The 23,159-nt window shown below is 66.8% G+C and carries 28 protein-coding genes and 3 pseudogenes; 13 read left to right on the top strand and 18 right to left on the bottom strand.

Annotated elements, in window-relative coordinates; genetic code table 11:
• Nucleotides 1-54 precede the first annotated feature (54 nt).
• Together FCU40_RS16290 and FCU40_RS16295 are read right to left on the bottom strand one after the other, a co-directional pair.
• A complete protein-coding gene (locus FCU40_RS16290) occupies nt 55-606 on the bottom strand; it encodes a GNAT family N-acetyltransferase (protein WP_168076310.1) in 552 nt (183 codons plus the stop codon).
• Nucleotides 603-2,792: a S9 family peptidase gene (locus tag FCU40_RS16295; RefSeq protein ID WP_168076311.1), complete on the bottom strand. Its 2,190-nt coding sequence runs from the start codon at nt 2,790-2,792 to the stop codon at nt 603-605. The genes FCU40_RS16290 and FCU40_RS16295 overlap by 4 nt, the downstream gene beginning before the upstream one ends.
• A 133-nt stretch (nt 2,793-2,925) precedes the next feature.
• Between FCU40_RS16295 and FCU40_RS16300 the strand changes: the two genes are divergently transcribed.
• Nucleotides 2,926-3,819 (top strand): serine protease, encoded by an 894-nt coding sequence (locus tag FCU40_RS16300; RefSeq protein WP_241693632.1) that lies wholly within the window; start codon nt 2,926-2,928, stop codon nt 3,817-3,819.
• 75 nt (nt 3,820-3,894) lie between these two features.
• Nucleotides 3,895-4,085, top strand: a pseudogene (locus tag FCU40_RS16305) (CsbD family protein).
• Between the two features lie 50 nt (nt 4,086-4,135).
• Here FCU40_RS16305 and FCU40_RS16310 read toward each other — a convergent pair.
• The 8 genes and pseudogenes from FCU40_RS16310 to FCU40_RS16340 all read right to left on the bottom strand — a co-directional run bounded on the left by FCU40_RS16310 (nt 4,136) and on the right by FCU40_RS16340 (nt 10,689).
• Nucleotides 4,136-4,606 carry an OsmC family protein gene (locus FCU40_RS16310; RefSeq protein ID WP_168076313.1) on the bottom strand — a complete coding sequence of 157 codons (471 nt, stop codon included), beginning with the start codon at nt 4,604-4,606 and terminating at the stop codon, nt 4,136-4,138.
• Nucleotides 4,607-4,924, bottom strand: coding sequence for a DUF1272 domain-containing protein (locus tag FCU40_RS16315; RefSeq protein ID WP_168076315.1), 318 nt, complete (start codon nt 4,922-4,924; stop codon nt 4,607-4,609). It abuts the gene before it with no gap.
• Between the two features lie 90 nt (nt 4,925-5,014).
• Nucleotides 5,015-5,461 (bottom strand): MaoC family dehydratase, encoded by a 447-nt coding sequence (locus tag FCU40_RS16320; RefSeq protein ID WP_168076317.1) that lies wholly within the window; start codon nt 5,459-5,461, stop codon nt 5,015-5,017.
• A gap of 56 nt (nt 5,462-5,517) precedes the next feature.
• Complete coding sequence (locus FCU40_RS16325) at nt 5,518-6,852, bottom strand: Nramp family divalent metal transporter (RefSeq protein ID WP_168076319.1); 1,335 nt, start codon at nt 6,850-6,852, stop codon at nt 5,518-5,520.
• A gap of 32 nt (nt 6,853-6,884) precedes the next feature.
• On the bottom strand, nt 6,885-7,226 hold the full coding sequence (locus tag FCU40_RS16330; protein WP_004620505.1) for a DUF4180 domain-containing protein: 342 nt from the start codon (nt 7,224-7,226) through the stop codon (nt 6,885-6,887).
• 24 nt (nt 7,227-7,250) lie between these two features.
• Nucleotides 7,251-7,397 (bottom strand): annotated as a pseudogene (locus FCU40_RS23365) (hypothetical protein); the annotation flags it as partial.
• Nucleotides 7,398-7,461: 64 nt separating this feature from the next.
• On the bottom strand, nt 7,462-9,000 hold the full coding sequence (locus FCU40_RS16335) for an acyl-CoA synthetase (RefSeq protein ID WP_168076321.1): 1,539 nt from the start codon (nt 8,998-9,000) through the stop codon (nt 7,462-7,464).
• 21 nt (nt 9,001-9,021) lie between these two features.
• Nucleotides 9,022-10,689 (bottom strand): choline dehydrogenase, encoded by a 1,668-nt coding sequence (locus tag FCU40_RS16340; protein WP_168076322.1) that lies wholly within the window; start codon nt 10,687-10,689, stop codon nt 9,022-9,024.
• 170 nt (nt 10,690-10,859) lie between these two features.
• On the opposite strand from FCU40_RS16340, the gene FCU40_RS16345 reads away from it, so the two are divergent.
• The 6 genes and pseudogenes from FCU40_RS16345 (at nt 10,860) to FCU40_RS16365 (ending at nt 15,898) form a co-directional block, all read left to right on the top strand.
• Nucleotides 10,860-12,197 carry a cytochrome P450 gene (locus FCU40_RS16345; RefSeq protein WP_168076323.1) on the top strand — a complete coding sequence of 446 codons (1,338 nt, stop codon included), beginning with the start codon at nt 10,860-10,862 and terminating at the stop codon, nt 12,195-12,197.
• Nucleotides 12,190-12,340 (top strand): annotated as a pseudogene (locus tag FCU40_RS23370) (hypothetical protein); the annotation flags it as partial. The gene FCU40_RS16345 and the pseudogene FCU40_RS23370, both read left to right, overlap by 8 nt.
• Before the next feature lie 55 nt (nt 12,341-12,395).
• Nucleotides 12,396-13,280 carry a crotonase/enoyl-CoA hydratase family protein gene (locus FCU40_RS16350; protein WP_168076324.1) on the top strand — a complete coding sequence of 295 codons (885 nt, stop codon included), beginning with the start codon at nt 12,396-12,398 and terminating at the stop codon, nt 13,278-13,280.
• Between the two features lie 54 nt (nt 13,281-13,334).
• On the top strand, nt 13,335-14,558 hold the full coding sequence (locus FCU40_RS16355) for a DUF2336 domain-containing protein (RefSeq protein WP_168076325.1): 1,224 nt from the start codon (nt 13,335-13,337) through the stop codon (nt 14,556-14,558).
• Between the two features lie 228 nt (nt 14,559-14,786).
• Nucleotides 14,787-15,206: a MucR family transcriptional regulator gene (locus FCU40_RS16360; RefSeq protein ID WP_168076326.1), complete on the top strand. Its 420-nt coding sequence runs from the start codon at nt 14,787-14,789 to the stop codon at nt 15,204-15,206.
• Nucleotides 15,207-15,403: 197 nt separating this feature from the next.
• Nucleotides 15,404-15,898 (top strand): PAS domain-containing protein, encoded by a 495-nt coding sequence (locus FCU40_RS16365; RefSeq protein ID WP_081612942.1) that lies wholly within the window; start codon nt 15,404-15,406, stop codon nt 15,896-15,898.
• A 240-nt stretch (nt 15,899-16,138) separates the two neighbouring features.
• Here the strand turns inward: FCU40_RS16365 and FCU40_RS16370 are convergent, their stop codons facing one another.
• From FCU40_RS16370 to FCU40_RS16380, 3 genes are all read right to left on the bottom strand, one after another.
• A complete protein-coding gene (locus tag FCU40_RS16370; protein ID WP_168076327.1) occupies nt 16,139-17,050 on the bottom strand; it encodes a ribokinase in 912 nt (303 codons plus the stop codon).
• 88 nt (nt 17,051-17,138) lie between these two features.
• On the bottom strand, nt 17,139-17,939 hold the full coding sequence (gene fliP, locus FCU40_RS16375) for a flagellar type III secretion system pore protein FliP (protein WP_004620487.1): 801 nt from the start codon (nt 17,937-17,939) through the stop codon (nt 17,139-17,141).
• Nucleotides 17,939-18,253 (bottom strand): flagellar biosynthetic protein FliO, encoded by a 315-nt coding sequence (locus tag FCU40_RS16380; RefSeq protein WP_004620484.1) that lies wholly within the window; start codon nt 18,251-18,253, stop codon nt 17,939-17,941. The genes fliP and FCU40_RS16380 overlap by 1 nt, the downstream gene beginning before the upstream one ends.
• A 117-nt stretch (nt 18,254-18,370) precedes the next feature.
• Between FCU40_RS16380 and flgB the strand changes: the two genes are divergently transcribed.
• From flgB to fliE, 3 genes are read left to right on the top strand one after another with little or no spacing between them, the layout of a single operon-like run.
• The gene (flgB, locus tag FCU40_RS16385) at nt 18,371-18,814 is read left to right on the top strand and encodes a flagellar basal body rod protein FlgB (protein ID WP_035017393.1); all 444 of its coding nucleotides are present in this window, start codon (nt 18,371-18,373) and stop codon (nt 18,812-18,814) included.
• 9 nt (nt 18,815-18,823) lie between these two features.
• Nucleotides 18,824-19,243, top strand: a complete 420-nt coding sequence (flgC, locus tag FCU40_RS16390) for a flagellar basal body rod protein FlgC (RefSeq protein ID WP_004620480.1) — start codon at nt 18,824-18,826, stop codon at nt 19,241-19,243.
• Nucleotides 19,244-19,254: 11 nt separating this feature from the next.
• The gene (gene fliE / locus FCU40_RS16395; protein WP_004620478.1) at nt 19,255-19,566 is read left to right on the top strand and encodes a flagellar hook-basal body complex protein FliE; all 312 of its coding nucleotides are present in this window, start codon (nt 19,255-19,257) and stop codon (nt 19,564-19,566) included.
• A gap of 344 nt (nt 19,567-19,910) precedes the next feature.
• Here fliE and FCU40_RS16400 read toward each other — a convergent pair whose 3' ends face one another.
• Genes FCU40_RS16400 through FCU40_RS16415 form a run of 4 tightly spaced genes read right to left on the bottom strand, consistent with a single transcriptional unit; the run spans nt 19,911 to nt 20,927 of the window.
• A complete protein-coding gene (locus FCU40_RS16400; protein ID WP_168076328.1) occupies nt 19,911-20,117 on the bottom strand; it encodes a hypothetical protein in 207 nt (68 codons plus the stop codon).
• Between the two features lie 41 nt (nt 20,118-20,158).
• Nucleotides 20,159-20,341 (bottom strand): hypothetical protein, encoded by a 183-nt coding sequence (locus FCU40_RS16405; RefSeq protein WP_168076329.1) that lies wholly within the window; start codon nt 20,339-20,341, stop codon nt 20,159-20,161.
• Between the two features lie 27 nt (nt 20,342-20,368).
• Nucleotides 20,369-20,650: a hypothetical protein gene (locus FCU40_RS16410; RefSeq protein WP_168076330.1), complete on the bottom strand. Its 282-nt coding sequence runs from the start codon at nt 20,648-20,650 to the stop codon at nt 20,369-20,371.
• Nucleotides 20,651-20,681: 31 nt separating this feature from the next.
• Nucleotides 20,682-20,927: a hypothetical protein gene (locus tag FCU40_RS16415; RefSeq protein ID WP_168076331.1), complete on the bottom strand. Its 246-nt coding sequence runs from the start codon at nt 20,925-20,927 to the stop codon at nt 20,682-20,684.
• A gap of 254 nt (nt 20,928-21,181) precedes the next feature.
• Between FCU40_RS16415 and FCU40_RS16420 the strand changes: the two genes are divergently transcribed.
• Nucleotides 21,182-21,964 (top strand): transglutaminase family protein, encoded by a 783-nt coding sequence (locus FCU40_RS16420; protein WP_168076333.1) that lies wholly within the window; start codon nt 21,182-21,184, stop codon nt 21,962-21,964.
• A gap of 486 nt (nt 21,965-22,450) precedes the next feature.
• On the opposite strand, the gene FCU40_RS16425 is transcribed toward FCU40_RS16420, so the two are convergent.
• On the bottom strand, nt 22,451-22,606 hold the full coding sequence (locus FCU40_RS16425) for a hypothetical protein (protein ID WP_168076335.1): 156 nt from the start codon (nt 22,604-22,606) through the stop codon (nt 22,451-22,453).
• 149 nt (nt 22,607-22,755) lie between these two features.
• Between FCU40_RS16425 and FCU40_RS16430 the strand changes: the two genes are divergently transcribed.
• On the top strand, nt 22,756-23,159 hold a 404-nt coding region (locus FCU40_RS16430), incomplete at its 3' end, for an ATP-binding cassette domain-containing protein (protein ID WP_168076344.1).

Consider the following 23,159-nt stretch of genomic DNA (forward strand, 5'->3'; position numbering starts at 1 on the left):
ACGAGTTGGGGACGATACCACGTAGTCGTTAAGTCTTGTTTCGAACGTTGGTCGTCAAACGCCGCTCAGTGAAAGGCCCGGGGCGTCCGGTGGGCTGGCGCCGCCGCCGTTCAGCGGCCTCTGCATCCAGACCAGATCCACCCAACGGCCGAACTTATGGCCCATGGCTGGGAATACGCCTTGTTTTTCAAAGCCCATCGCCGCGTGCAAGCCGATGGAGGCCAGGTTGCCGCTGTCGCCGATCACCGCGCACATTTGTCGCAGGCCCAAGGCCTCGCAAGCCGCGATCAGGGCCGTCAGCAGGGCCTTGCCGACGCCCTTTCCCACCGCGTCGGGCGCGACATAGACGCTGTCCTCGACCGTGTAGCGATAGGCCGCCCGCAGGCGGAACGGGCCGGCGTAGCAATAGCCCAGCACCTTGCCGTCGAGCTCGGCGACCAGATAGGGCAGGCCGCGATCCAGGAAGGCTTGGCGGCGGCGGCGCATCTCGGCCTCGTCCGGCGGAACCTCCTCGAAGGTCCCCAGGCCGTTCAGCACGTTCCAGTCATAGATGGCGGTGATGGCGGGCAGGTCGGCGTCGGTCGACGCGCGGATCAGGACGCTCACGCCGCCTCCCAACCCTTCTCGACCGCCCAGACGGCGAAGGCGTAGTCCAGCGCGATCTCCTTGAGGAAGTCGAACCGCCCGGAGGCCCCGCCGTGGCCGGCGTCCATATTGATCTTCAGCAGCACCGGCCTGCCGCTGGTGCTGTGCTCGCGCAGCTTGGCCGCCCACTTCTCCGGCTCCCAATAGGTGACGCGCGGGTCAGACAGGCCGCCCGTGGCCAGCACGGCCGGATAGGGCTTGGCGGCGACATTGTCGTAAGGGCTGTAGCTGGCGATGTAGTCGTAGGCCGCCGGATCCTCCAGCGGATTGCCCCACTCGGGCCATTCGGGCGGCGTCAGCGGCAGGGACGTGTCGCTCATGGTGTTGACCACGTCGACGAACGGCACGGCGGCGATGATCCCGGCGAACAGATCCGGCCGCATATTGGAGATCGCGCCCATCAACAGCCCTCCGGCCGAGCCGCCATAGGCCACGGTGTTGGCGGGGGCGCCGTAGCCGGCCGCGTGCAGGTGCTCGGCGCAGGCGATGAAGTCGGTGAAGGTGTTCTTCTTCTTGAACTTCTTGCCGTCCAGGAACCAGCCCCAGCCCTTCTCCGAACCGCCGCGCGGGCAGGCCGTCGCCCAGATCCAGCCGCGATCGACCAGGCTGAGATTGCGGATCGAGAAGCTGGGCTCCATGGCGATGCCATAGCTGCCGTAGCCGTACAGCAGCAGCGGCGCCGAGCCGTCCAACGGCGTTCCCTTCTTCATCAGCACGAAGATCGGCACCTCGGCGCCGTCCGCGGCCTTGGCGTTCAGGCGGCGGGTTTCGTACTGGGCCGGATCGTGGCCGGAGGGGATCTCCTGCGTCTTGCGCAGGGTCCGCTCGCGCGTCGACATCCGATAATCGAACCACTGCCGGGGCGTCGTCATCGAGTTGTAGACGAACCGCAGGGTGTCGGTGTCGTACTCGTAGCCGCCTTCCAGCGACAGGGCGTAGGCCTGCTCGTCGAAGGCGATGGCGTGCTCGTCGCCGTTTCGCGCGGTGACCACCACGCGGTTCAGGGCGTCGACCTTCTCCAGGCGAACGAACCAGTCCTTGAAGGCCATGGTTCCGGAGATCAGCCGGCCGGGTTGATGCGCGATCCAGTCCCGCCAATGGGCCTTTCCCGTCGCGGCTTCGGGCGCCGTAACCAGCTTCCAGTCGACGGCGCCGTCGGCATTGGTGCGGACCACGAAGTGGTCGTTCCAGTGCTCGACCTCGTAGCGCAGCCCGACCTCGCGCGGGTGGAAGACGACCGGCGCGGCCGTCGGCGTCGCGGCCGGGATCAGCAGGGCCTCGCTGGTCTCCTGGTTGCCGCAGGCGATCACGATGAACTTTTCGGAAGACGTGACGCCGACCCCGATGAAGAAGCCCTCGTCGGGCTCGTCATAGATCAACACGTCATCGGCGGCGGTTCCGCGCGCCGGGCGGCGATAGATCCGGGCCGGGCGGCCGTTGTCGTCCCGGAACGTCCAGTAGAGCCACTGACTGTCGGGCGAGAAGCAGAAGTCGCCGGTGGTGCTTTCGACCGGGCTGTCCAGCACGGCGCCGCTGGCCAGGTCCTTTATATGGATGCGGTAGACCTCCGAGCCCTGCTCGTCGACGGCGAAGGCGTAGAGCGCGTGGTCGGGCGAGTGGGTGGCCGCGCCGACCTGGTAGAAGGCCTTGCCCTTGGCCGCCGCCTCCTCGTCCAGCAGGATTTCCTCGCCCTGGCCGTCGCGCGGCTTGCGGGCGTGAATCGGATGCTGCGCGCCCTTCTCGAAGCGGGTGTAGTACGCGAACGGGCCGTCGGGCGCGGGGACGGAGGCGTCGTCCTCCTTGATGCGGCCCTTCATCTCCTCGAACATCGCCGCCTGCAGCGTCTCGGTCGAGGCCAGCATGGCCTTGGCGTAGGCGTTTTCCTCGGTCAGGTGCTGCTTGACGTCGGCCTTGATCAGGCTGGGGTCGCGCAAGACCTTCTGCCAATTGTCGTCCTTCATCCAGGCATAGTCGTCGGTTCGCACGCGGCCCAGCTGCTCGATGGTCTTTGGGACCTTTCGCGCGACCGGCGGAACGGGGCGGACGGCGTCTGAGGGCATGGCGGATCCGGAAGCTATTTCTGGGAGGACTAGGGGACCTGAGGTAAGCGCCGCGGCGGCGCTCGTCACCATCTGCCGGCGATTCATGGCCAGAATTTTCCCCAACAGGCTTTAAACGCGCGAGTGCGGCAGAACGACAGCTTGCGGCGCGAGAATCCCGGGGTCAAATTCACTTCGCGGTCGGGCGAGCCTTTGCTTCCATTGCGCGCAATGAAGTTAAATGCTCTTTATAAGTGCAAGCGTAAAAGGGGGCGTCATGGCCTGGGATTTGTCCGTCGACCTGATCAAGGCGACGGTGCAGCTCGAGCAGCCGGTGGGCGACGGCTCGCGCACCGTGGGCACGGGCTTTCTGATTTCAGACCCCACGCCGGGCGGCAAGCCCCGCACGATCTTGGTCACGGCGGCGCACGTCTTCGAGAAAATGCCGGCGATGTCGGCCAAGATCGGCTATCGCGTCCAGGGCAAGGACGGCGTCTGGCGCTTCGATCCCACCACCTTGAAGATCCGCGATGGCGATCATCCGCTGTGGGTCAAGCATCCGACCCGCGACGTCGCGGCCATGGAGGTCGAGGCGCCGCCGGAGTTCGTCAAGGCGGCCATTCCGATCAACTATCTGGCGCAGGACGACACCTTCAACAGATACAACCTGGGTCCGGGCGACGAGATGATGGCCCTGGGCTTCCCGCGCGGACTGTCGGCGAACCCGGCGGGTTTTCCGATCCTGCGCGCGGGTCGGGTGGCGTCCTATCCCCTGGCCCCCGCCACCAGCTTTCCGACCTTTCTGATGGATTTCTCGGTCTTCCCCGGCAATTCGGGCGGGCCCGTCTTCATGGCCGAGGGCGCGCGTCGTCGGCCCGGCTCGAACCAGACCCAGGAGGTTCAGTTTGTGGCCGGTCTCCTGACCCAGCAGGTCGAGCTTTCGGGCGAGCGCCTGGAGATCGGCATTGTCACCCACGCCAAGTTCATTCGCGAAACCCTGGCGCTTCTCGACAAGCTGCCCGGCGCGACCGTGACCCAGGCCAAGGCCGGCAGGACGGTCAAGGGCGATCCGCCGATGCCGCCCGCCACGCCGGCCGTGGCGATCTCGGCCACGGCCATGGCGGCCTCTCGCTAGAGGCCGCTTAGTTTTAGCGGAACTGGATTTCGCGGCTGTTCGTTTCTCTCGCACCGCAACAAGCAGGAGCGAGTCATGAGCACCAACCGCGTTGAAGGCGCCATCGACAAGGGCGTGGGCGCGCTCAAGGAAGCCGCCGGCAAGGCCGTGGGCAACGAACGTCTGCAAGCCGAGGGCGCCGCCCAGAAGGCCAAGGGCGACATCCAGAACAAGGTCGGCCAGGCCCAGGACAAGATCGGCGACGCGATCAAGCGTTAAGCCGGTAATCTAGATCCATCGGACGGCCGCCGGAGTTTTCCGGCGGCCGTTTTCGTTTTCAGGTCGTCTCATACGTCGCCGCGTAGTCGACCGGGAAATTCACCGAGCGAGCGATGAAGCAGACCTTGTGGATCTCGTGATGGATCGCATCGGCCTTGGCCAGGTCGGCGCCCGGCTCGACGATGATGTGAGGCCTCAGCGTCGCGCGCAGGAAGCGGCCGGCGCCATCGGGCGTGCTCTCGCCGACGCCGACGGGGGTGTCGCTATAGCCGCGCACCACGATCCCGGCGCTGGACGCCAGGTGCAGGTACCACAGCATGTGGCAGGCGCTCAGCGACGACAGCAGCAGGTCTTCCGGATTGTGCCGCGTCGGATCGCCGCCCAGCAGCGGATCATTGGAGCAGGCGATGACCGGCTTGCCGGGGGTGCGGACCTCCCAGGTCCTGTCGTAGCCGCGATAGGTCTTCGTGCCCTGGCCGCGATCGCCGGTCCATTCGATCAAGCTGGTGTAGTCGTGTTGCTTGGCCATCTAGCGCTCTTTCGGCGGGATCTTCGCCAGCCGCGCGGACATGGCGGCGATCTCCTCCCGGCTCCATCGCGAATGTTTGCGGGTTTCGCTGGCGGGATGGTAGCCAAGTCCGAGTGAGATGTCCGGCGCTCGATAGGCGTGGCGCGGGCGGATCGGGCGGGGCTCCAGACCGCCGCCGCAGGTGGGGCAGACGTTAAGCAGGACGTTGTCGGCGCAATCGGCGCAGTAGGTGCACTCGTAGCTGCAGATGCGAGCGTCGACCGCCGCCGGGGGCAGGTCGACGTCGCACAGTTCGCAATTGGGGCGAAGTTGAAGCATGCAAATCTCCTGGCGGCGGTTCCATTCGCTATCGCGGACGGCCGCCAGGGGAAATGACAGTGAAGCCTCGATTACCGCCAGCGGCGGTGATCAGCCGTAGATGATTGAGATGGTCTCGGCGACGCAGGCGGGACGTTCCTCGCCCTCGATCTCGATCGTGCATTCGTTCTTCATCTGCAGGCCGCCGGCCTTGGGCTCCACGCTGACCAGCTTCTGGCGCATCCGCACCTTCTTGCCGACCCGGACCATGCCGGTGAAGCGGACCTTGTCGCAGCCATAGTTGATGCCGCGCGTAACGCCGGTGACGCGCAGGATGCCCGCGCCCAGCATCGGGATCAGCGACAGCGTCAGATAGCCGTGAGCGATCGGACCGCCGATCTCCTTGGTCGCGCGCTCGACATCAACGTGGATCCACTGGTGATCGCCGGTGGCCTCGGCGAACAGGTTGACGCGTTCCTGGGTGATCTCGACCCAGTCGGACACCCCGATTTCCTGGCCGACCAGGCTGGCGACGTCGGCGTAGGCGACTTCCTTCATGATGCTTGTCTCCCTCGAACAGTTGTTTGGATAGAGACCAGCCCGCGCGGCTCAGGTCAACCGGGGAAGGCGCTGGCGACCAGCCAGACATTGGCCGCCGAGATGACCACGAACAGAAGCCAGGCGACGAGCTTCGTGACCCAGCCGTTGGCGAACGGCCCCATCAGCGTCTTGTCGTCGGTGAAGCGCAGCAAGGGCCAGATCGCGAACGGAAGTTGGGCCGACAGCACCACCTGGGTCAGAACGAGCAGCTTGCCGACCGAGTGCTCGCCGAGCGTCAGGACGCCGATCAGCGCCGGGACGATCGCCAGGGTCCGGGTGATCAGCCGCCGCTGCCAGCAGGGAATCTTCAGGTCCAGGAAGCCTTCGAGGATCACCTGGCCGGCGATGGTGCCGGTGAAGGTCGAGCTCTGGCCCGAGGCGAACAGGGCGATGGCGAACAGCACGCCGGCCAGGGCGCCGCCGGTGACCGGCGCCAGCAGCTTTTGCGCCTCCTCGATGCCGGCCACTTCGGTCAGGCCCGAGCCGTGAAAGGCGGAGGCGGCCAGCACCAGGATCGCGGCGTTGATCAGCAGGGCCAGCAGCAGGGACACGACCGTGTCGATGGTCGAGAGCCGGATCGCCGCCCGCTTGCCCGGCGCGTCGGCGGGGGTGAGCCGGGTCTGCACGATCGACGAGTGCAGATAGAGGTTATGCGGCATGATCGTCGCGCCCAGAATGCCGATCGCCAGGTAGAGCGCGTTGCCCTGCTTCAGCGCATCCAACGACGGCGCGAGGCCGCGCGCCACCTCGGCGGCGTTCGGCGGGGCCAGGACCAACTGCACGAGGAAGCAGGCGCCGATCGTCGAGATCAGGCCCAGGATGATCGCCTCCAGCTGCCGGAAGCCTTTCCCCTTGAGGCCCAGCACGATGACCGTGTCCAGCGCCGTCAGCAGCACGCCGCCCCATAGCGGCACGCCCAGCAGGAGCTTGAACGCCAGGGCCGAGCCCAGCACCTCGGCGATGTCACAGGCAATGATCGCCAGTTCGGCCAGCAGCCACTGGACCTTGACCGTGCGCGGCCCGAACCGATCGCGCGACATTCGCGCCAGGTCCTTGCCGGTGACCAGGCCCAGCCGCATCGACAGGATTTGCAGTACAATCGCCGCCAGACTGGACAGCACCACCACGAACAGCAGCGACGTTCCGTACCGCGAGCCGGCCTCGATATCGGTCGCCCAGTTGCCGGGGTCCATGTAGCCGACGCTGACCAGCAGGCCGGGCCCCGCGACCCGCAACATCCGCTTCCAGGCCGGCAGTCCTTCGGGCACGGCGACCGCGCCCCGCACCTCGGCGGGACAGAACGGCGCGGTGGCGGTTTTGGGCAGGCGGTCGAGCAGGGCGGCGAACATGCGGTCTAGTTAGGGGCGCGTCGCCGGACTTGTCAGCCCTCGGCGGCCAGTCGAGCCTCCAGCGCGGCGCGATCGTTCAAGAACCAGACCTGACCGCCCTTGTTCGACTCGTAGACGAAGTCGCGCAGGCTGCGGCTGGCCTCGACGCGGGCGGCGATGTCGCCGACGAAGGCCAGACGCATGCGGTAGTTGGTGAACTTCTGGATGACCTCTCCGGCGATGCGCGTCGAGAGATCCAGGAATCCGTTGGCCAGTCGCTCGACCGGAACGACCACCAGCTCGGCCTCGGCGCCCCAGGCTTCGCCCAGAAGGTCGTTGGCGGTGGTGGTGTCCAGCGGTGGACCGTCAGGCGAAGCGAACAGCATCTTGGTCATGACGTATGGATACCCGACGGGCCGTCAGCCCTCCAGCGCCGCGCGGGCTTCGGGCGGAAGCAGGCTGACCGCTTGGTCGAGCAACTCCCTCCAGGTTTCGCCGCGATCGCGCGCCTCGGAATAGGCGTCCCGCAGGGCGAAGGGGTCATCTTGGGAGAGGGCTTCGATCAGGGCGCGCTGGATCTTGCGAGCAAGTTATAAGCAATCCTGAAGTCTGCGTATAACTTTCCGCTCGCTACACGATCCGGCTCTCGCCCTTGCCCCAATAGGCGTCGCGGATCAGGCGCTTGTAGAGCTTGCCCGTCGGGTGGCGGGGCAGTTCGGCCATGAAGTCGATGCGTCGGGGCGACTTGACGTGGCTGAGGTTGGCGCGGGCGAAGGTCATCAGCTCCTCGGCCAGGGCGGCCTGGTCGTCGCCGAGGTTCATCGGCTGGATGACCGCCACCACCTGTTCGCCCATCTCCTCGTGCGGCGCGCCGACCACGGCGGCGTCGGCGACCTTGGGATGTGTGATCAGGAGGTTCTCGATCTCCTGCGGATAGATGTTCACCCCGCCCGAGATGATCATGAAACTCTTGCGGTCGGTCAGGTAGAGATAGCCCTCCTCGTCGGCCCAGCCGACATCGCCCAGAGTCGTCCAGCCATGCTGGTTATAGCTCTCGGCGGTCTTTTCCGGGGCGTTGTGGTAGTTCACGGCCGGGCCGTTGGCGAAATAGACCGCGCCCTCGGTGCGCGGCGGCACGGGCTCGCCGTTCTCGTCGCAGATGCGCAGCTCGCCCAGCACCGCCTGGCCGACGCTGCCCTTGTGGGTCAGCCAGTTCTCGGAATTGATCCAGCAGAAGCCGTTGCCCTCGGTGCCGGCGTAGTATTCGAAGATCACCGGACCCCACCAGGCGATCATCTGCTCCTTGACCGGGATGGGGCAGGGCGCGGCGGCGTGCACGGCCGACTTCATCGACGAGATGTCGTACTTGGCCCGGACCGCCTCGGGCAGCTTCAGCATCCGCACGAAGTGGGTGGGGACGAACTGGCCGCAATTGACTTTGTACTTCTCGATCAGGGCCAGCGCCTGTTCGGGATCGAACTTCTCCATGACGATCACCGTGCCGCCCAGCTTGTGGACGGTCATGCACCAGCGCAGCGGGGCCGCGTGGTACAGCGGCGCGGGCGAGAGATAGATGCTGTCGCCGCTGAAGCCGAACAGGCCCTGGGCCATCATCTGCAGGGCGTGGGGCGCGTCGATCGGGCCGCCGCTCAACGCCGGCTTGACGCCCTTGGGACGGCCGGTGGTGCCGGACGAGTAGAGCATGTCCGAGCCGGCGGTCTCGTCGCCGATCGGCGTGGTCGGCTGGCCCGCGCGGGCGTCCTCGAAGCCGGCATAGGCGCCGTGCGCGCCGCCGACCGCGAACAGCGCAAGGCCCTCGGCCAGCGGCGCGATCTCATCGATCAGGGGACCCATGGCCGTCGAGGTGATGAACACCTTGGCCCCGCAGTCCTTGAGGATGTACTCCGCCTCGCCGGCCGTGAGCTTGGTCGAGATGCAGACGAAATAGAGCCCGGCCCGCTGCGCCGCCCAGGCGACCTCGAAGAAACGGGCGTTGTTCTCCATCATGATGGCGATGACGTCGCCGGTCTTCAGGCCCAGTGATCGGAACAGGTGCGCGCCCTGGTTCGAGCGCGCGTCGAGCTGGGCGTAGGTCACGACCTCGCCCGAGCCGGCCATGATGTAAGCGGCCTTGTCGCCCTGGGTTTGGGCGTGGAGGTAGGGGTGCATCGCTTTACCTCTTCAGGGGGATCAGGCCGCCACGGCCTGTTTGGCGTCGGCCAGGATCATCGCCGCGCCTTTCTCGCCGATCATGATCGAGGGGGCGTTGGTGTTGCCCGAGATCAGCCGCGGCATGATCGAGGCGTCGACCACGCGCAGCCCCTCGACGCCGCGCACGCGCAGCCGCGTATCGACCACGGCCATAGGACCGGTCCCCATCTGGCAGGTGCCGACGGGATGATACAGCGTCGAGCCGGTCTGGCGGGCGAAGTCCAGCAGCTGGGCGTCGGTCTGGACGTCGGGGCCGGGGTTCATCTCGTGATCGACATAGGGCGCGATCGCCGGCTGGGAGCCGATCTTGCGCGCCCACTTCAGGCCGGCGACCGCCACCTCCTGGTCCAGCGGATCGGCCAGATAGTTGGCGAAGATGGCCGGATAGGTCGCCGGATCCGCCGACTTGATGCGGATATGGCCGCGGCTTTCCGGGCGCAGCTGGCAGGGCGCGATGGTCATGCCCGGCGCGCTCTCCAGCTCCATCTTCTGTTCGTTGAACAGCTTCTCCAGGTCCATGGTCGCCGGCAGGATGTGGAACTGGATGTCCGGCCCGGCCAAATCCGGGCGCGACTTGCAGAAGGCGGCGACGTGGGCGGCCGACAGGGTCAGAAGGCCCTTGCGGAACAGCAGATATTTCATGGCCTCGGCGGCCAGGCGCCCGCCCTTGCTCTGCTCGTTGACCGAGATCGTGCCCGGTTTCAGGCGGTAGCGGACGGCGATCAGATAGTGGTCCTGCAGGTTCTCGCCCACGCCAGGCAGGTCATGGACGACCTCGACGCCATGCGCGCGCAGCAGGGCGCCGGGGCCGACGCCGGAAAGCTGCAGCAACTGGGGCGAATTGATCGCGCCGCCGGCCAGGATGACCTCGCCGCGCGCCATCACGACGCGGCGCTGGCCGTTCTGGACGAACTCGACGCCGACGGCGCGCTTGCCCTCGAACAGCACGCGGCTGGCCAGGGCGTTGGTCTCGACCTGGAGATTGGGCCGGTTCATCGCCGGGTGCAGATAGGCGACGGCGGACGAGCAGCGGGCGCCGTTCTTCTGGGTGACCTGATACCAGGTCGCGCCTTCCTGGTCGGGACCGTTCAGGTCGGCGTAGCGCGGGATGCCGGCTTGGTCGCAGGCCTCGATCAGAGCTTCGGAGATCGGGTGGACATCCCGCATGTCGGCGACGTTCAGCGGGCCGCCCGTCGCGTGCAGGTCGCAGGCCCCGCGCTCCTGGTTCTGGGCCTTGCGGAAATAGGGCAGCACATCGTCCCAGGCCCACCCCTCGCAGCCCAGCTGGCGCCAGCCGTCATAGTCGGCGGCCTGGCCGCGCACATAGAGCATGGCGTTGATCGAGGACGAGCCGCCCAGCACCTTGCCGCGCGGCCACACGTGGACGCGGTCGCCGGTGCCAGGGTCGGGCTCGGTGGTGTAGAGCCAGTTGACCTTGGGATCCTTCAGCGTCGACGAATAGCCGACCGGGATATGGATCATCAGGTTCGACGCGAACTGGGAGAGGTTCTTGGTCGGCCGGTCGTCGCCGCCGGCCTCCAGCAGGACGACCTTGAACTTGCCGCCTTCGGACAGCCGCGCCGCCAGGACGCAGCCGGCGGAGCCCGCGCCCACGACCACGTAATCGGCCTCGATGATCCCTGCCATCGCCTCTCTCCCTTCGCCGCCGTCTCGCGTGTCTCCGCGTGATCAGCGTTCAGTTGGGATGGTGACCCCAGAAACGGCGTTCGCGCAAGTTGCCGTCGCGGCGCCGTTGGTTCGACGTGTTTCCCCGCTATCGTCGGCGCGAAAAACGACATTCGAAAGGGAGGCGCGCCATGGACCTGATCAGCCAAACCGCTGTGGAGGGCGTCGCGGGACCGGGAACGCCGCCGACCTATCCGACCTTGAGCGGCGTCGACCTGGCCGACATCTTCCGTTTCACCCAGGGACAGCCCTGGGCGGACTTCGCGCGGATGCGCCAGGAGGCTCCGGTGATGTGGCATCCCGAGCCGTTCGGCGGCCCGGGCTTCTGGGCGCTGACGCGCTATGACGACGTCCAGCGGGTCAATGGCGATCCGGAGGCGTTCTCGTCCCAGCGCGGCGGCATCCTGATGTCGATGGGCTCGCCGGAAAAGCGCCACGCGCTGCTGTTCCGCGCCTCGATGGACACCATGATCAATCTCGACGCGCCGCATCACCTGCAGCTGCGTCGCGAGCACATGCCATACTTCACGCCGGCCTATTTGCGCGGCCTGACCGAGCGGGTGAAGGGCGAGGTGACGCGCCTGCTGGACGATATGGAGCCCAAGCTGGCGGGCGGGGCGGCGATCGACATGGTCGAGCACGTCTCGTCGGTGCTGCCGCTGTTCACCCTGTGCGAGATCCTGGGCGTGCCGCCCGAGGATCGGCCCAAGTTCCTGACCTGGATGCACTATCTTGAGCGCGCCCAGGACCTGGCGGTGAAGCAGGCCAACGCGCCCCTGCAGCCGACGCTGGAGCTGATGCAGTTCGTCATGGACTTCAACAACAACGTCGAGGAGATGTTCGAGTACGGCCGGACCATGCTGCACAAGCGGCGGCAGGATCCGAAGGAAGACCTGATGACCGCCATCGCGCGGGCCCAGGTCGACGGGGCGCTGCTGTCGGACGAGTATCTGGACGGCTCGTGGCTGCTGATCGTCTTCGCCGGCAACGACACCACCCGCAATACGCTCTCCGGGTCGATGAAGCTGCTGACCGAATTTCCGGAGCAGAAGCAGCGGCTGATCGCCGATCCCTCCCTGCTGCCGGGCGCGGTGGACGAGTTCATCCGCATGGTCAGCCCGGTGATCTACATGCGCCGCACGGCCGCACGCGACGTCGAGGTCAACGGTCAGCGGATCCGCGAGGGCGAGAAGGTCGTGATGTACTACGGCGCGGCCAACCGCGATCCGGCGATGTTCGAGAACCCGGACCAGCTGGACGTCACCCGCGCCAACGCCGGCAAGCACATCGCCTTCGGCTATGGCCCCCACACCTGTATCGGCAAGCGGGTCGCCCAGATCCAGCTGGAAGAGGCCTACCGCCAGATCCTGGCGCGGTTCCCGGACCTGAACTGGACCGGCGACATCGAGATCGCGCCCAACAACTTCGTGCACGCGATCAGCAAGCTGGGGGTGAAACGGGGCGGCTAGCGCCCCCTCCGTCTCGCTGCGTATTCGCAGCGATCCACCTCCCCCGCGCACGGGGGAGGAGATGACGGCCCTCTTCCTCACCCGTGAAACGGGGGAGGTGGCGCGGCGCCGATAGGCGACGTGACGGAGGGGGCGCTAAATGATTGCCCCTTATTCATACGCATGTTTGGATCGCGCTAAATCACGAGGAGACACCCCATGTCGCAACCCACCTTCGAAACCCTGCTCTACGATGTCGAGGACGGGATCGCGACGATCACGCTCAATCGCCCCGACCGGATGAACGCCTTCACCGCGCGGATGATGAAGGACCTGATCGAGGCGTTCGACGCCACCGACGCCGACGACGCGGTCAAGGCCGTGATCGTGACCGGCGCCGGGCGGGCCTTCTGCGCGGGGGCCGACCTGGGGGCCGGCGGCGCCACCTTCGACCGCACCTCGCCCCAGGCGCTGGAGCGCGAGGAGGGCAAGGTCGGCGACGTCTATCGCGACGGCGGCGGCCGCGTGACCTTGCGGATGTACGACAGCCTCAAGCCGATCATCGGCGCGATCAACGGCGCGGCCGTTGGGGTGGGCGTCACCATGCAGCTGCCGATGGACATCCGCATGGCCTCGACCGAGGCCAAGTTCGGCTTCGTCTTCGCGCGCCGGGGCATCAATCCCGAGGCCGCCTCGTCCTGGTTCCTGCCGCGCCTGGTCGGCCTGCAGACCGCGCTGGAGTGGTGCTATACGGGCCGGGTTTTCCCCGCCCAGGAGGCCCTGGATCGCGGCCTGGTCCGCTCGCTGCACGCCCCCGACGACCTGCTGCCCGCCGCCCACGCCCTGGCCCGCGAGATCGTCGACAACACCGCGCCCGTCTCGGTCGCTTTGACCCGCCAGCTTCTGTGGCGCATGGCTGGAGCCGACCATCCTATGGAGGCTCACAAGGCCGACAGCCGCGCCATCCAGTCACGGGGCGCGTCGGGCGACGCCAAGGAGGGCGTGACCTCCTTCCTGGAGAAGCGCGCGCCCGTCTATCCCAACAAGGTCTCGACCGACCTTCCGGACATCTGGCCGGAGTGGCGCGAGCCCGAATTCCGGTAAGTTTGTCGCGGCTTCGCTCACGGCTCGTTAAGCACGATCTGTTCTTGTCGAGCCATGAGCGAAGCCGGGCTGACATCGCCATTTCCCGAGCCCGAGGCCCCCAAGCCGACGGTCCGCTCGCGCGCGACCCTGCTCAAGCGCCTGGCGGACGTGGTGTGCCTGCCCAGCAGCCGGATCAACGCTTTCGAGCGGTCGATGACCGCCGACCTGCTGGTCGAGATGCTGCGCGACGCCAATGTCGTCGAGCGTGAGAAGGTCGCTCGGCGCCTGGCCACGCTCAGCGAGGCGCCGGGAGTGCTGGCGCGTCTGCTGTTGCGCGACGAGCTGCCGGTGGCGCGGGCGCTGCTGATGGAGGCCGAAAGGCTGTCGGACTCCGACCTGATCAGCTGCGTCAATTTCGCGGGCATGGAGCACCGCCGCCTGATCGCCCACAGGCGCGGCGTCAGCGAGGTGGTGGCCGACGCCCTGATCGAAAGGGCCGAGCCGCCGGTCATCGAGGTCCTGCTGCGCAACGACCTGGTCAAGCTCAGCCATCAGGGGGTCGAGAACATCGTCGCCATCACGCGCGACGCCCAGCACCTGATCCCTCTGTTGCTGCGCCGACCGGAACTGCGGCCCAGCCATGCCTATGTGATGTTCTGGTGGTCCGACGCCGAGGCGCGCCGGACCATCCTCCAGCGTTTCGCCGTCTCGCGGGAGATCCTGCAGGACGCGGTGGGCGATGTCTTCTCGATGGCCTCGGCGGAGGGCTGGCAGGACCCGCTGTCGCGCAAGGCCTTGCAGTTCATCGAGCGCCGCCAGCGCAACCGCGCCGCCATCGACAAGAGCCCCTACCAAAGTCTGGACGAGGCCGTCGCGGCGGCCGAGGCCGGCATCACCCGCGAATTGGCCGAAGAGATTTCCTACCTGTCGGGCGTGAAGCCGATGACCGGCGCCAAGATCTTCACCGATCTGGGCGGTGAGCCTCTGGCCATCCTGTGCAAGGCCACGGGCCTGCCTCGTCCTTGCGTGCGCCAGCTTTGGCGGGGCTTGCGTCGCCAGGAAGTCGACCGCGCCGGCGTGACGGACGCCGGGCTGGAGCGCGTGCTGACCGTCTACGACACCGTCGCCGTGGACCGCGCCCAGACCGTGCTGCGCTATTGGAACTGGTCGCTGACCTCGGCCCTGACCCCGGCCTTGCTGAAGGCGATCCGCGAAGGCGACGAAGCCGCCGTCGACGAGTACTCGGCGCCGCAACGGGCGGCGATGCTTGCGCTGTCGCGCGACTTCGATCGCTAAAAGTGGGATATCATCGGTTTCCCGTGGTGGCTGTTTGACGCCACATAGGAACTCAACATTACTTCGGGGTAATGTGCCCGGTTAAGCCCTGGGCGCGAACATTGTCTAATACCGACGATTTCTTATCGCCTTGGTTATTGCTCGGAGTCGTCAATCTTTGTATGCACACGGCGACTGATCTTGGAATCAGTCGCATCAGCAAAAAGATTCCCCGACGGGCGAGGCCGCATGGAAGACCAATCCGACCTGATCGAGATGACGGCGGGCATCGTCTCCGCCTATGTCGGCAACAATCTGGTGGCGACCGCGGATCTGCCCGCTCTGATCAAGCAAGTCCACGGCGCCCTGGCGACCGTCGGCGCGCCCGCCGCCGAGCCGGCCCCGCCGCCGAAGGAGCCCGCCGTTCCGGTCAAGAGGTCGATCACCCCCGACTATCTGATCTGTCTGGAGGACGGCCGGAAGTTCAAGTCGCTGAAGCGTCACCTGCGCACCAAGTACGACATGACCCCGGAAGACTACCGCGCCAAGTGGAACCTGCCCAAGGATTACCCGATGGTCGCGCCGAACTACGCCGAGGCGCGGTCCAACCTGGCCAAGCAGATGGGCCTGGGTCAGGGCGGCCGGAAGCCGGCGCGCAAGGCCAAATAGCCGAGTCTGAACAACGGCTTGGCCCGAGGGCCATCGAGAATTTTATAACGCCCGTCATCCCGAAACGGATGGCGGGCGTTGTGTTTGGCGATTGACTCCAAATGTGAATCTTGTCGCGCGACATGTTTTTCTCTTGCCGCCGATTCGTTCCTTAAGCGATAGTGAATCGAAGTGATTCCAAAGGCTTGTTAAGGACTCTGAAGATGTCCGCGCAACTGAGCGCATCCGCCACGGCGGCCCGCGCTCACCAGGAGATGTTCGCCTACTGGGCGTCCCTCCGTCGGGGGGCGAGCCTCCCCGCGCGCGTCGACCTTCACCCGGCCCACATGAAGCGGCTGCTGCCGACGGTGTCCTTGATCGACGTGATCCGCGAGCCGCGCGACTACCGCCTGCGCCTGGCGGGCACCGGTCTCTACGGCGTCTATGGCCGCGAGATCACCGGCCGCATGATCGGCGACGTCTACAATCCGGCCGCCTTCGAATACTGGCGCAAGGAACTGGACAAGGTGGTCGACGACCGTCGCCCTGGCGTCGGCGTCCACAGCCTGGCCTGGCGCGGCGCCCCGCACATGTCGATCCTGTGGCTGCGCCTGCCGCTGGCCAGCAACGGCAAGGACGTCGACATGATCCTCGGCTACGACGCCGTGGTCGGGGCGGCGGCCGAGGGCGTCTCGGGCATCCGGGCGGCTTAAGGCGTTACGGGCCTTATGGCGGGTCCAACACACCCAACCGACCTCCCCGGCGAATGCCGGGGCCCAGATCGAACCCACGAGCGCTGAACCGGATAGCTCCGCGCGAAGGCGCGTCGGCCCCAATCTCTCCGGAAGAATCTGGGCCCCGGCATTCGCCGGGGAGATCGGGGTAGGGGGCTTGAGACGGGCGGTAGTGTGAGAGCTGACTGGCCGAACGTCCGCTCGGGGCCTAACTCGACCTCACCCCTCCAGGAACGCCTCGACCTCGCGGCGGCTGGGCATCGACGGCGCGGCGCCGGCCTTCTGCACCGACAGCGCCGCGGCGGCGTTGGCCATCTCGACGGCGTCGCGCAGGTCCATGCCCGAGGCCAGGGCCGCTGCCAGGGCGCCGCAGAAGCAGTCGCCGGCCCCGACCGTGTCGATCGCCTTGACCTTGCGGCCCTCGACCAGGAACGCCTCGTCGCGGCGCACGGCGGCGACGCCGGCCGAGCCCAAGGTGACGATGATCGTCTGGTCGGGACGGCTCATCAGCTTGCGAGCGGCGACCGAGACCTCCTCGAGCCGCGTCGGCTCGCGGTCCAGCTTGGCGTAGCTGGCCAGTTCGGTCTGGTTGACGATCAGGATGTCGGTCAGCGGAAACAGCGCCGCGCCCTGGGGCAGGGCGGGGGCGGCGTTCAGAATCCGCAAGGAGCCCTTGGCCGCGCCGGCCCGGAACAGCGCCTCGACGGCGGCGGGCGGGGTCTCCAGCTGGCAGAGCAGAACGCGCTGGCCCTCGATCGGGGTGGCCGAAACCTGCTGGGGCGTCACCATGGCGTTCGCGCCGGCGGTGACGACGATCATGTTCTCGGCGTTGTTGGCGACCCAGACGTGGGCCTGGCCGGTGGGCACGCCCTCCAGCTCCAGCACGTCGGCGACCTGGACGCCGTAGCCGGCCAGCTTGGCCTTCAGGCCCTTGCCGCTGTCGTCGCCGCCGACCGCGCCCATCAGCCGGGTGGGCGCGCCCATGCGCGCGGCGGCGACCGCCTGGTTGGCGCCCTTGCCGCCCAGGAACAGCGCCAGGGACAGGCCGGCCACCGTCTCGCCGGGCCGGGGCAGGTCGTCGACCCGCGCCACCGCGTCCAGATTGATCGAGCCGAGAACGAAAACGGTCATGGTGGTGGTCTTCTGGAAATCCTAGAGCGTGAGGCTGAAAGTGGGAACCGGTTTCAGCCTCACGCTCTAAAAGTTTGATTTAGAGCCTTTAGCCGCCGGGCCCGTGCTGGAAGCTCTCGACGAGGGAGCCCGCCACGAGTCGCCATCCGTCCACTAGCACGAAGAAGATCAGCTTGAACGGCAAGCTGATGGTGGCGGGGGGCAGCATCATCATGCCCATGCTCATCAGCACGCTGGCCACGACCAGGTCGATGATCAGGAACGGCAGGAACAGCATGAAGCCGATCTCGAAGGCGCGCTTGAGCTCCGAGATCATGAAGGCCGGGGTGACGACCTTCAGCGGCAGCTCTTGGGCGGTCTTGGGCTCCTTGACCTGCGAGAGCCGGACGAACAGCGCCAGGTCCTCGCGGCCGACCTGCTTGAGCATGAACGCCTTGACCGGCCCCCCGGCCGCCTCGAAGGCCTCGGGCAGCTCCATCTGGTGGTCCAGCAGCGGCTTGACGCCGGCGTCGTAGGACTTCTCGAAGGTCGGGCCCATGACGATGGCGGTCAGGAACAGCGCCAGGCTGATGATCACCGGGTTGGGCGGGCTGGACTGAACGCCGATGGCGGTGCGCAGCAGGCCCAGCACCACCACGATCCGCACGAACGAGGTGGTCATGATCACGATCGACGGCGCCAGGCTCAGCACCGTCATCAGGCCCACCAGCTGCACCACGCGGTCGGTCAGGCCGGCCCCGTTGCCCAGGTTGATGTTCACGGCCGACTGGGCCATGGCGGCGGCGGGCATGATCCCGAAGGCGACGGCGGCCATCACCGAGATGGCGAAGGCGCGGCGAAGCTCGTCCGGCTTGGCGCCCGTCACGGTCTTGATCAGGGGGCGGATCATCAGGCCACGGGCTCCGGAGCGGAAACGGTCTGGGCGGGAGGGGCGGCGGCGACGCCGCGCGGCGTCCAGTCCAGCAGCCGGCCGTCGCCCAGCAGCACCAGCCGCTCCTCGCCGTCCAGGCTGACGACGATCAGGCGTCGGGTGGGGTCCAGCGCCAGGCTTTCGACGACGCGCAGGCGGCGGTCCTGACGCGCGGTGATCAGGCGGCCCACCGCGTCCGGCCCGAACTTGCGCAGGGCCCAGGCGGCCAGGCCGATCAGGCCCAGGGTGACGGCCAGGGCGGCCAGCGCGCGGATGAATTCGACGACGTCCATGGGACCCTGGATGCCCGGCGGGGCGAGACAACTTGGCGCGGGGAGCGGCCCCCTCGATCCTGGTTTGCCTGAGGGTTCTTAATGTCGAATTAACCCTGTTTCTTCACCATGATCGCCATGGGTCCGGATGACATTCCCCTCTTCGGCATGCTCAAGAGCCGCCTCGGTTATCTGACCGAGCGCCAGAAGCTGGTCGCCCAGAACGTGGCCAACGCCGACACGCCGGGCTATCGCCCGAGCGACCTGAAGCCCTTCAGCTTCCAGGCCTCGCTGATGGGGCAGACCGCCGGCGCGCCGTACCGCGGCGGCCCGGTCGCCCCGACCTCGGGCGTGGCGATGATGGCCACCTCGGCCTCGCACATGGGCCCGTCGAACGCGCCCAGCGCCTGGCGCGCGACGGCCGGCGCCGATTCGGAGACCACCCTCGACGGCAACGCCGTGTCGCTCGAGGACCAGATGATCAAGATGACCGAGGCGCGGACCAACTACGACGCGGCCATCACCTTCTACCAGAAGTCCCTGTCCATGCTGCGCATGGCGTCCCGCAAGCCCAACGGCTGAGGTTAGGCGATGCCCGAGATCAAGTCCCCATCCCTGGCGACCATGGCCGTGGCGGCCTCGGCCCTGCGCGCCCAGCAGGGCCGGATGCGGGTCATCGCCGAGAACCTGGCCAACGCCAACTCCACCTCGCGCACGGCCGGCGGCGATCCCTACCGCCGCCAGGTGCCGGTGTTCCAGCCGACCCGGGTGCAGGGCGCCGAGGGCGTCCAGATGGCCAAGGTCGACGGCGACAAGGCTCCGTTCAAGACCGAGTACGACCCCGGCAATCCGGCCGCCGACGCCAAGGGCTATGTCAAGCTGCCCAATGTCGATCCGCTGGTCGAGGCGCTGGACATGAAGGAAGCGCAGCGCGCCTACGAGGCCAACCTCAACGTCATCGAGACCGCGCGGGTCATGGACGCCCGCACGCTCGACATCCTCAAGAAGTAGGAGGCTAGGCCATGATCACCGCGCTGGCGGCCGCCAAGGCCTACGCCAATTCCGGCGCCATGGGCGTCGGCTCGATCGGTTCGATCGGCGGCGCCGACAAGAAGGGCGTCGACTTCGGCGACATCCTGAAGTCGGCCATGAACAATGTTCAGCACACCTCCAAGGTCGCCGAGCACAAGATCGCCGACCAGGTGGCCGGCAAGGCCGAACTGGTCGACGTGGTCACCGCCATCAGCTCGGCCGAGGCCAGCCTGGAAACGGTGATGTCTGTGCGCGACCAGGTGATCTCGGCCTACCAGGAAATCATGCGGATGCCGATCTAGGCGGCGGCTTTGTCTGTCGCGGTGCTGTTGTCGGTCTTGCGCGGCGAAAGGCGAAGGGCTGTGCGGGGGAGTTTGCGATCATCCACCCGCGCTAAAGCGCACCGTCGTTCCCGCCCTGAAATGGGGGAGTAGACCTATACCGGCAAACCCGGCCATAGGCGTCCGACAACGGACATTTCCATCGTCTGTTCGGGGTGGATTCCCGACATCGGCCGGCCTCTCGGTGGGGAAAGTCGAGCCCTCGTTTCGAAAGACAGATGGCAGTGGGCAAGGCTGCACGCGGTGGCGGCGCGGTCGAAGTCGACGTCCCCGACGCACTACCTCAGAAGGCTCGTCCGGCTCTTTCAGATTGCAAACCCATGCTCCCCACAGACCCGAATTTGGCAGGCGTGGCCTTCCCCCATTCGCTCCCTGGCTCGCCGCACGGCCGAGGCTTTGGCGATTTCCTTGTCGGGCGAGGCGCCGAAAAAGAGGCCGGCTTCCTCGGCCGCCCATTGGCCGTCGTTGCGGCAAACCGTGATGACAATGCGATCGATCTGGGGCTGTTTCATGGGTGTCCTGTTGTCGGGAACGATAGTGGTTGGCGACCGCACTAGGCATCGCGATGCCGGGAGGGGCGGGAGGCGTTGAACGCGGCGTCGGAAAAGCGCCGCCCGAGCTCATCGGCCAGACCGCCAACCTGCGAAGTCACGTCGTTCAACTGGCGCTGGAGTTCATCGCAACGCTGGCGAAGTTGGTCGCATTCGTCGCGAAGGCGCTGCAGGTCCTCGCTCATGAAACACCTCACCAAGCGGTTGCGACTTCAATCTGGACCGTTCCGATCCGGGCGCCTTCCAAGGTAGTTCAGGCCTTCGCTGGTCGGGCGCCAACCACCACGGTCATGGTGTGCAAGGCCGAGCGCGGCCAGCTCCTGAGCGTGGCGGATATTGACCGCATCGAGCCCTCCGGTGCGCAGGCGACGCTCCAACTGGCGAAGCGCGCGGTAGGCGCCTTGCGACAGCTGGCTCGGCCCAGTGTCGCACTCGGCGTCCGGCACAAGGCTCAGCCTCTGTGAAGCTGCGGTGAAGTCTACGGGTACGAGCATCTGTGACTCCTAGCGCCGCAGCTCAGCGACGCTATTGATGGCCCGGGCGCCGTGATGGATTACGGTCCGCGCGCAGACGTGCGATCATGGCGCGGCGCAGATCTCGCCCACGGGCGGCCATCGGCCGAGCATCAGATTGCGCGGCGAAGGCGTCGATCAGGGTCTCGTGGACCAGGAACCGCGCCGCGTTGGGATCGGGCAACAGCCGATCAGCCAGGCGCTGAAGGTCGTGAGACAGCATCATGACTTGGAGATTGCGCCGAGGGTGAGACAGCATCTGGATGTTTCCTTCCCTTGAAGAGGTGAAACCGAATGACGCGTCCCTGCTATTGAAGGATTTACCAGCGATCCCGTTTAATTTTCGGCGATGTTCCGGCGCGTCGGAAAAATCATCGCCACGCCTTCTATTTTCGTATCATACAATTATATTGAAGGAATTTCCAGGATCTACTGGATAACTTCCTCCAATTAATTTCATGGAGCTCGCGCGCGCGTCGCGTGATTGGCGGCGTTGCCGCCTGAAGGGCGTGCATGCGTTTCCAGGTCGAAGCCTCCCTCACCTACGATTTTGCAGCGCCATGCGAAGTTCTTCTGCTGGTCGAAGCCGCGCACGGGCGGGACCAGCAGGTGACTTCGGACGCGCTCACCTTCTGGCCGCCCGCACCGGCCCGGCGTATCGATGACCCGTTAACCGGCGAGCGCCGTACAGTGTTCGCAGCTTCGGGCAGGATCAACGCGCTCTATCGCGCCACGGTCGAGACGGCGGTGTCCGACCATGGCCTAGCGGGCGCGGAGGAAACGGCGATCGCCGACCTGCCGAGTGAAGTGCTGCCTTACCTTCGGGCCAGCCGTTACAGCCCCTCGGATCGACTGATGCGCTTCGTCGAGCGGGAGTTTGGCGGGTTGCGCGGCGGGGAAAAGGTCGCCGCGATCCTGGCCTGGATCGCCGATCATGTGGACTATCGCGCCGGGGTCAGTCACGCCGCGACGACGGCGGTCGATACCCTCGTTGATCGCGCAGGGGTTTGCCGAGACTTCAGCCATTTGGCGATCGCGCTCTGCCGGGCGGGCAATATCCCGGCTCGAGCTGTCAGCGCGTACGCGTGGAGGCTGGAGCCGCCCGATCTCCACGCCGTGGCGGAGATTTATCTTGGCGGCCGGTGGCGACTGATCGATCCTTCCGGTCTGGCTCCGATAGACGGCCTTGTTCGGGTCGCCACTGGCCGGGACGCCGCCGACATCGCGTTCATGACGATCTTCGGCGCCGCGACGCTCGTCGAGCAGCACTTCAGCATCGACAGGGTCGGCGGGTGAGGTCGTGACTCCGCGCCGAAGCCGCCAGGGCCTGCCCGATGCGCTCGGGCCATTCCACTATCAGTTTCGGCCCAGTCCGGCCGGGCGCTTTGGCACGGTCCTGATCCGAGCGCCCGCCGGAGCGCCGCTGCCGACGCGTGGCGATGCGATCACCCTGACGACACACGACTGCTACGACGGCGAGTTCGAGGTGACGCAGGTGGATAAGGATGGCGAGGGGTGGTGGATCGGGTGTGAGCGAAGGCCACGATAAAACGCCGCAAACCACACGATGTAGGCGGACGGGGACTCAAAACGTCTATGGCATCCGTCTTCGCAGCCGACAATTGGAAGGGCTGCAATGGGTCGTGTGCAGTCATCAGCACCGGCGACGAATGCGGACGTTCAAGTCCGCGGCCACCGGCGACAAAAAGAATGGCCACGCCCTCGCGGACGTGGCCCAGTTTGCTCGGGGGAGAAGAAGAACCGACGCTTACGCCTACGAACTCAGACGTGCAGGAACGCCTTGGCGACGGCCAGCAGGCCGACCCAGACGATGGCGTTCAGCACGGTGGCGACCAGGACCGCGACGCCTAGCGGCCATTGTCGGGCCGGGCGGCGGACGCGCGGATCGAACGGACGGGCTTGGGTGGCGATGGCCATGGGATGCTCCTTGAACCTGTCGCCATGGTCGCGATCGATTCGGCCGTCGCGAACCGGACGGCCTGTCGCGCGCCGCCTTGTCGCACCCTGAGTTTCGGTAAAGGCTCGACATCGGCGGGCGGATGATTCCCAACCCGCGCGGAGCCGCCATGACCGCCGCCATCGTCCTCGAAGAGGTGAGCAAGACCCATGGCGGCCAGACCGTCCTGGCGCCGACGTCGCTGACGATCGCCAGGGGCGCCTTCGTCGCCCTGGTCGGCGGATCGGGCGCGGGCAAGACCACGCTGCTGAAGCTGATCAACGGCCTCTCCGCGCCCGACACGGGGCGGGTGCTGATCGACGGCGCCGACATCGCCGACCAGTCGGGTCCGGCGCTGCGGCGCGGGATCGGCTATGTCTTCCAGGAGATCGGCCTCTTTCCGCACATGACCGTCGCCCGGAACATCGGGATCACGCCCGAACTGCTGGGCTGGCCCGCCGCCGAGATCGCGGCGCGGACCGAGGAACTGCTCGACCTGGTGGCGCTGCCGCGCGCGCTCGCCGGGCGGGCGCC

Source organism: Caulobacter sp. SSI4214 (genome assembly GCF_012184455.1).
GTDB lineage: Bacteria > Pseudomonadota > Alphaproteobacteria > Caulobacterales > Caulobacteraceae > Caulobacter > Caulobacter vibrioides_E.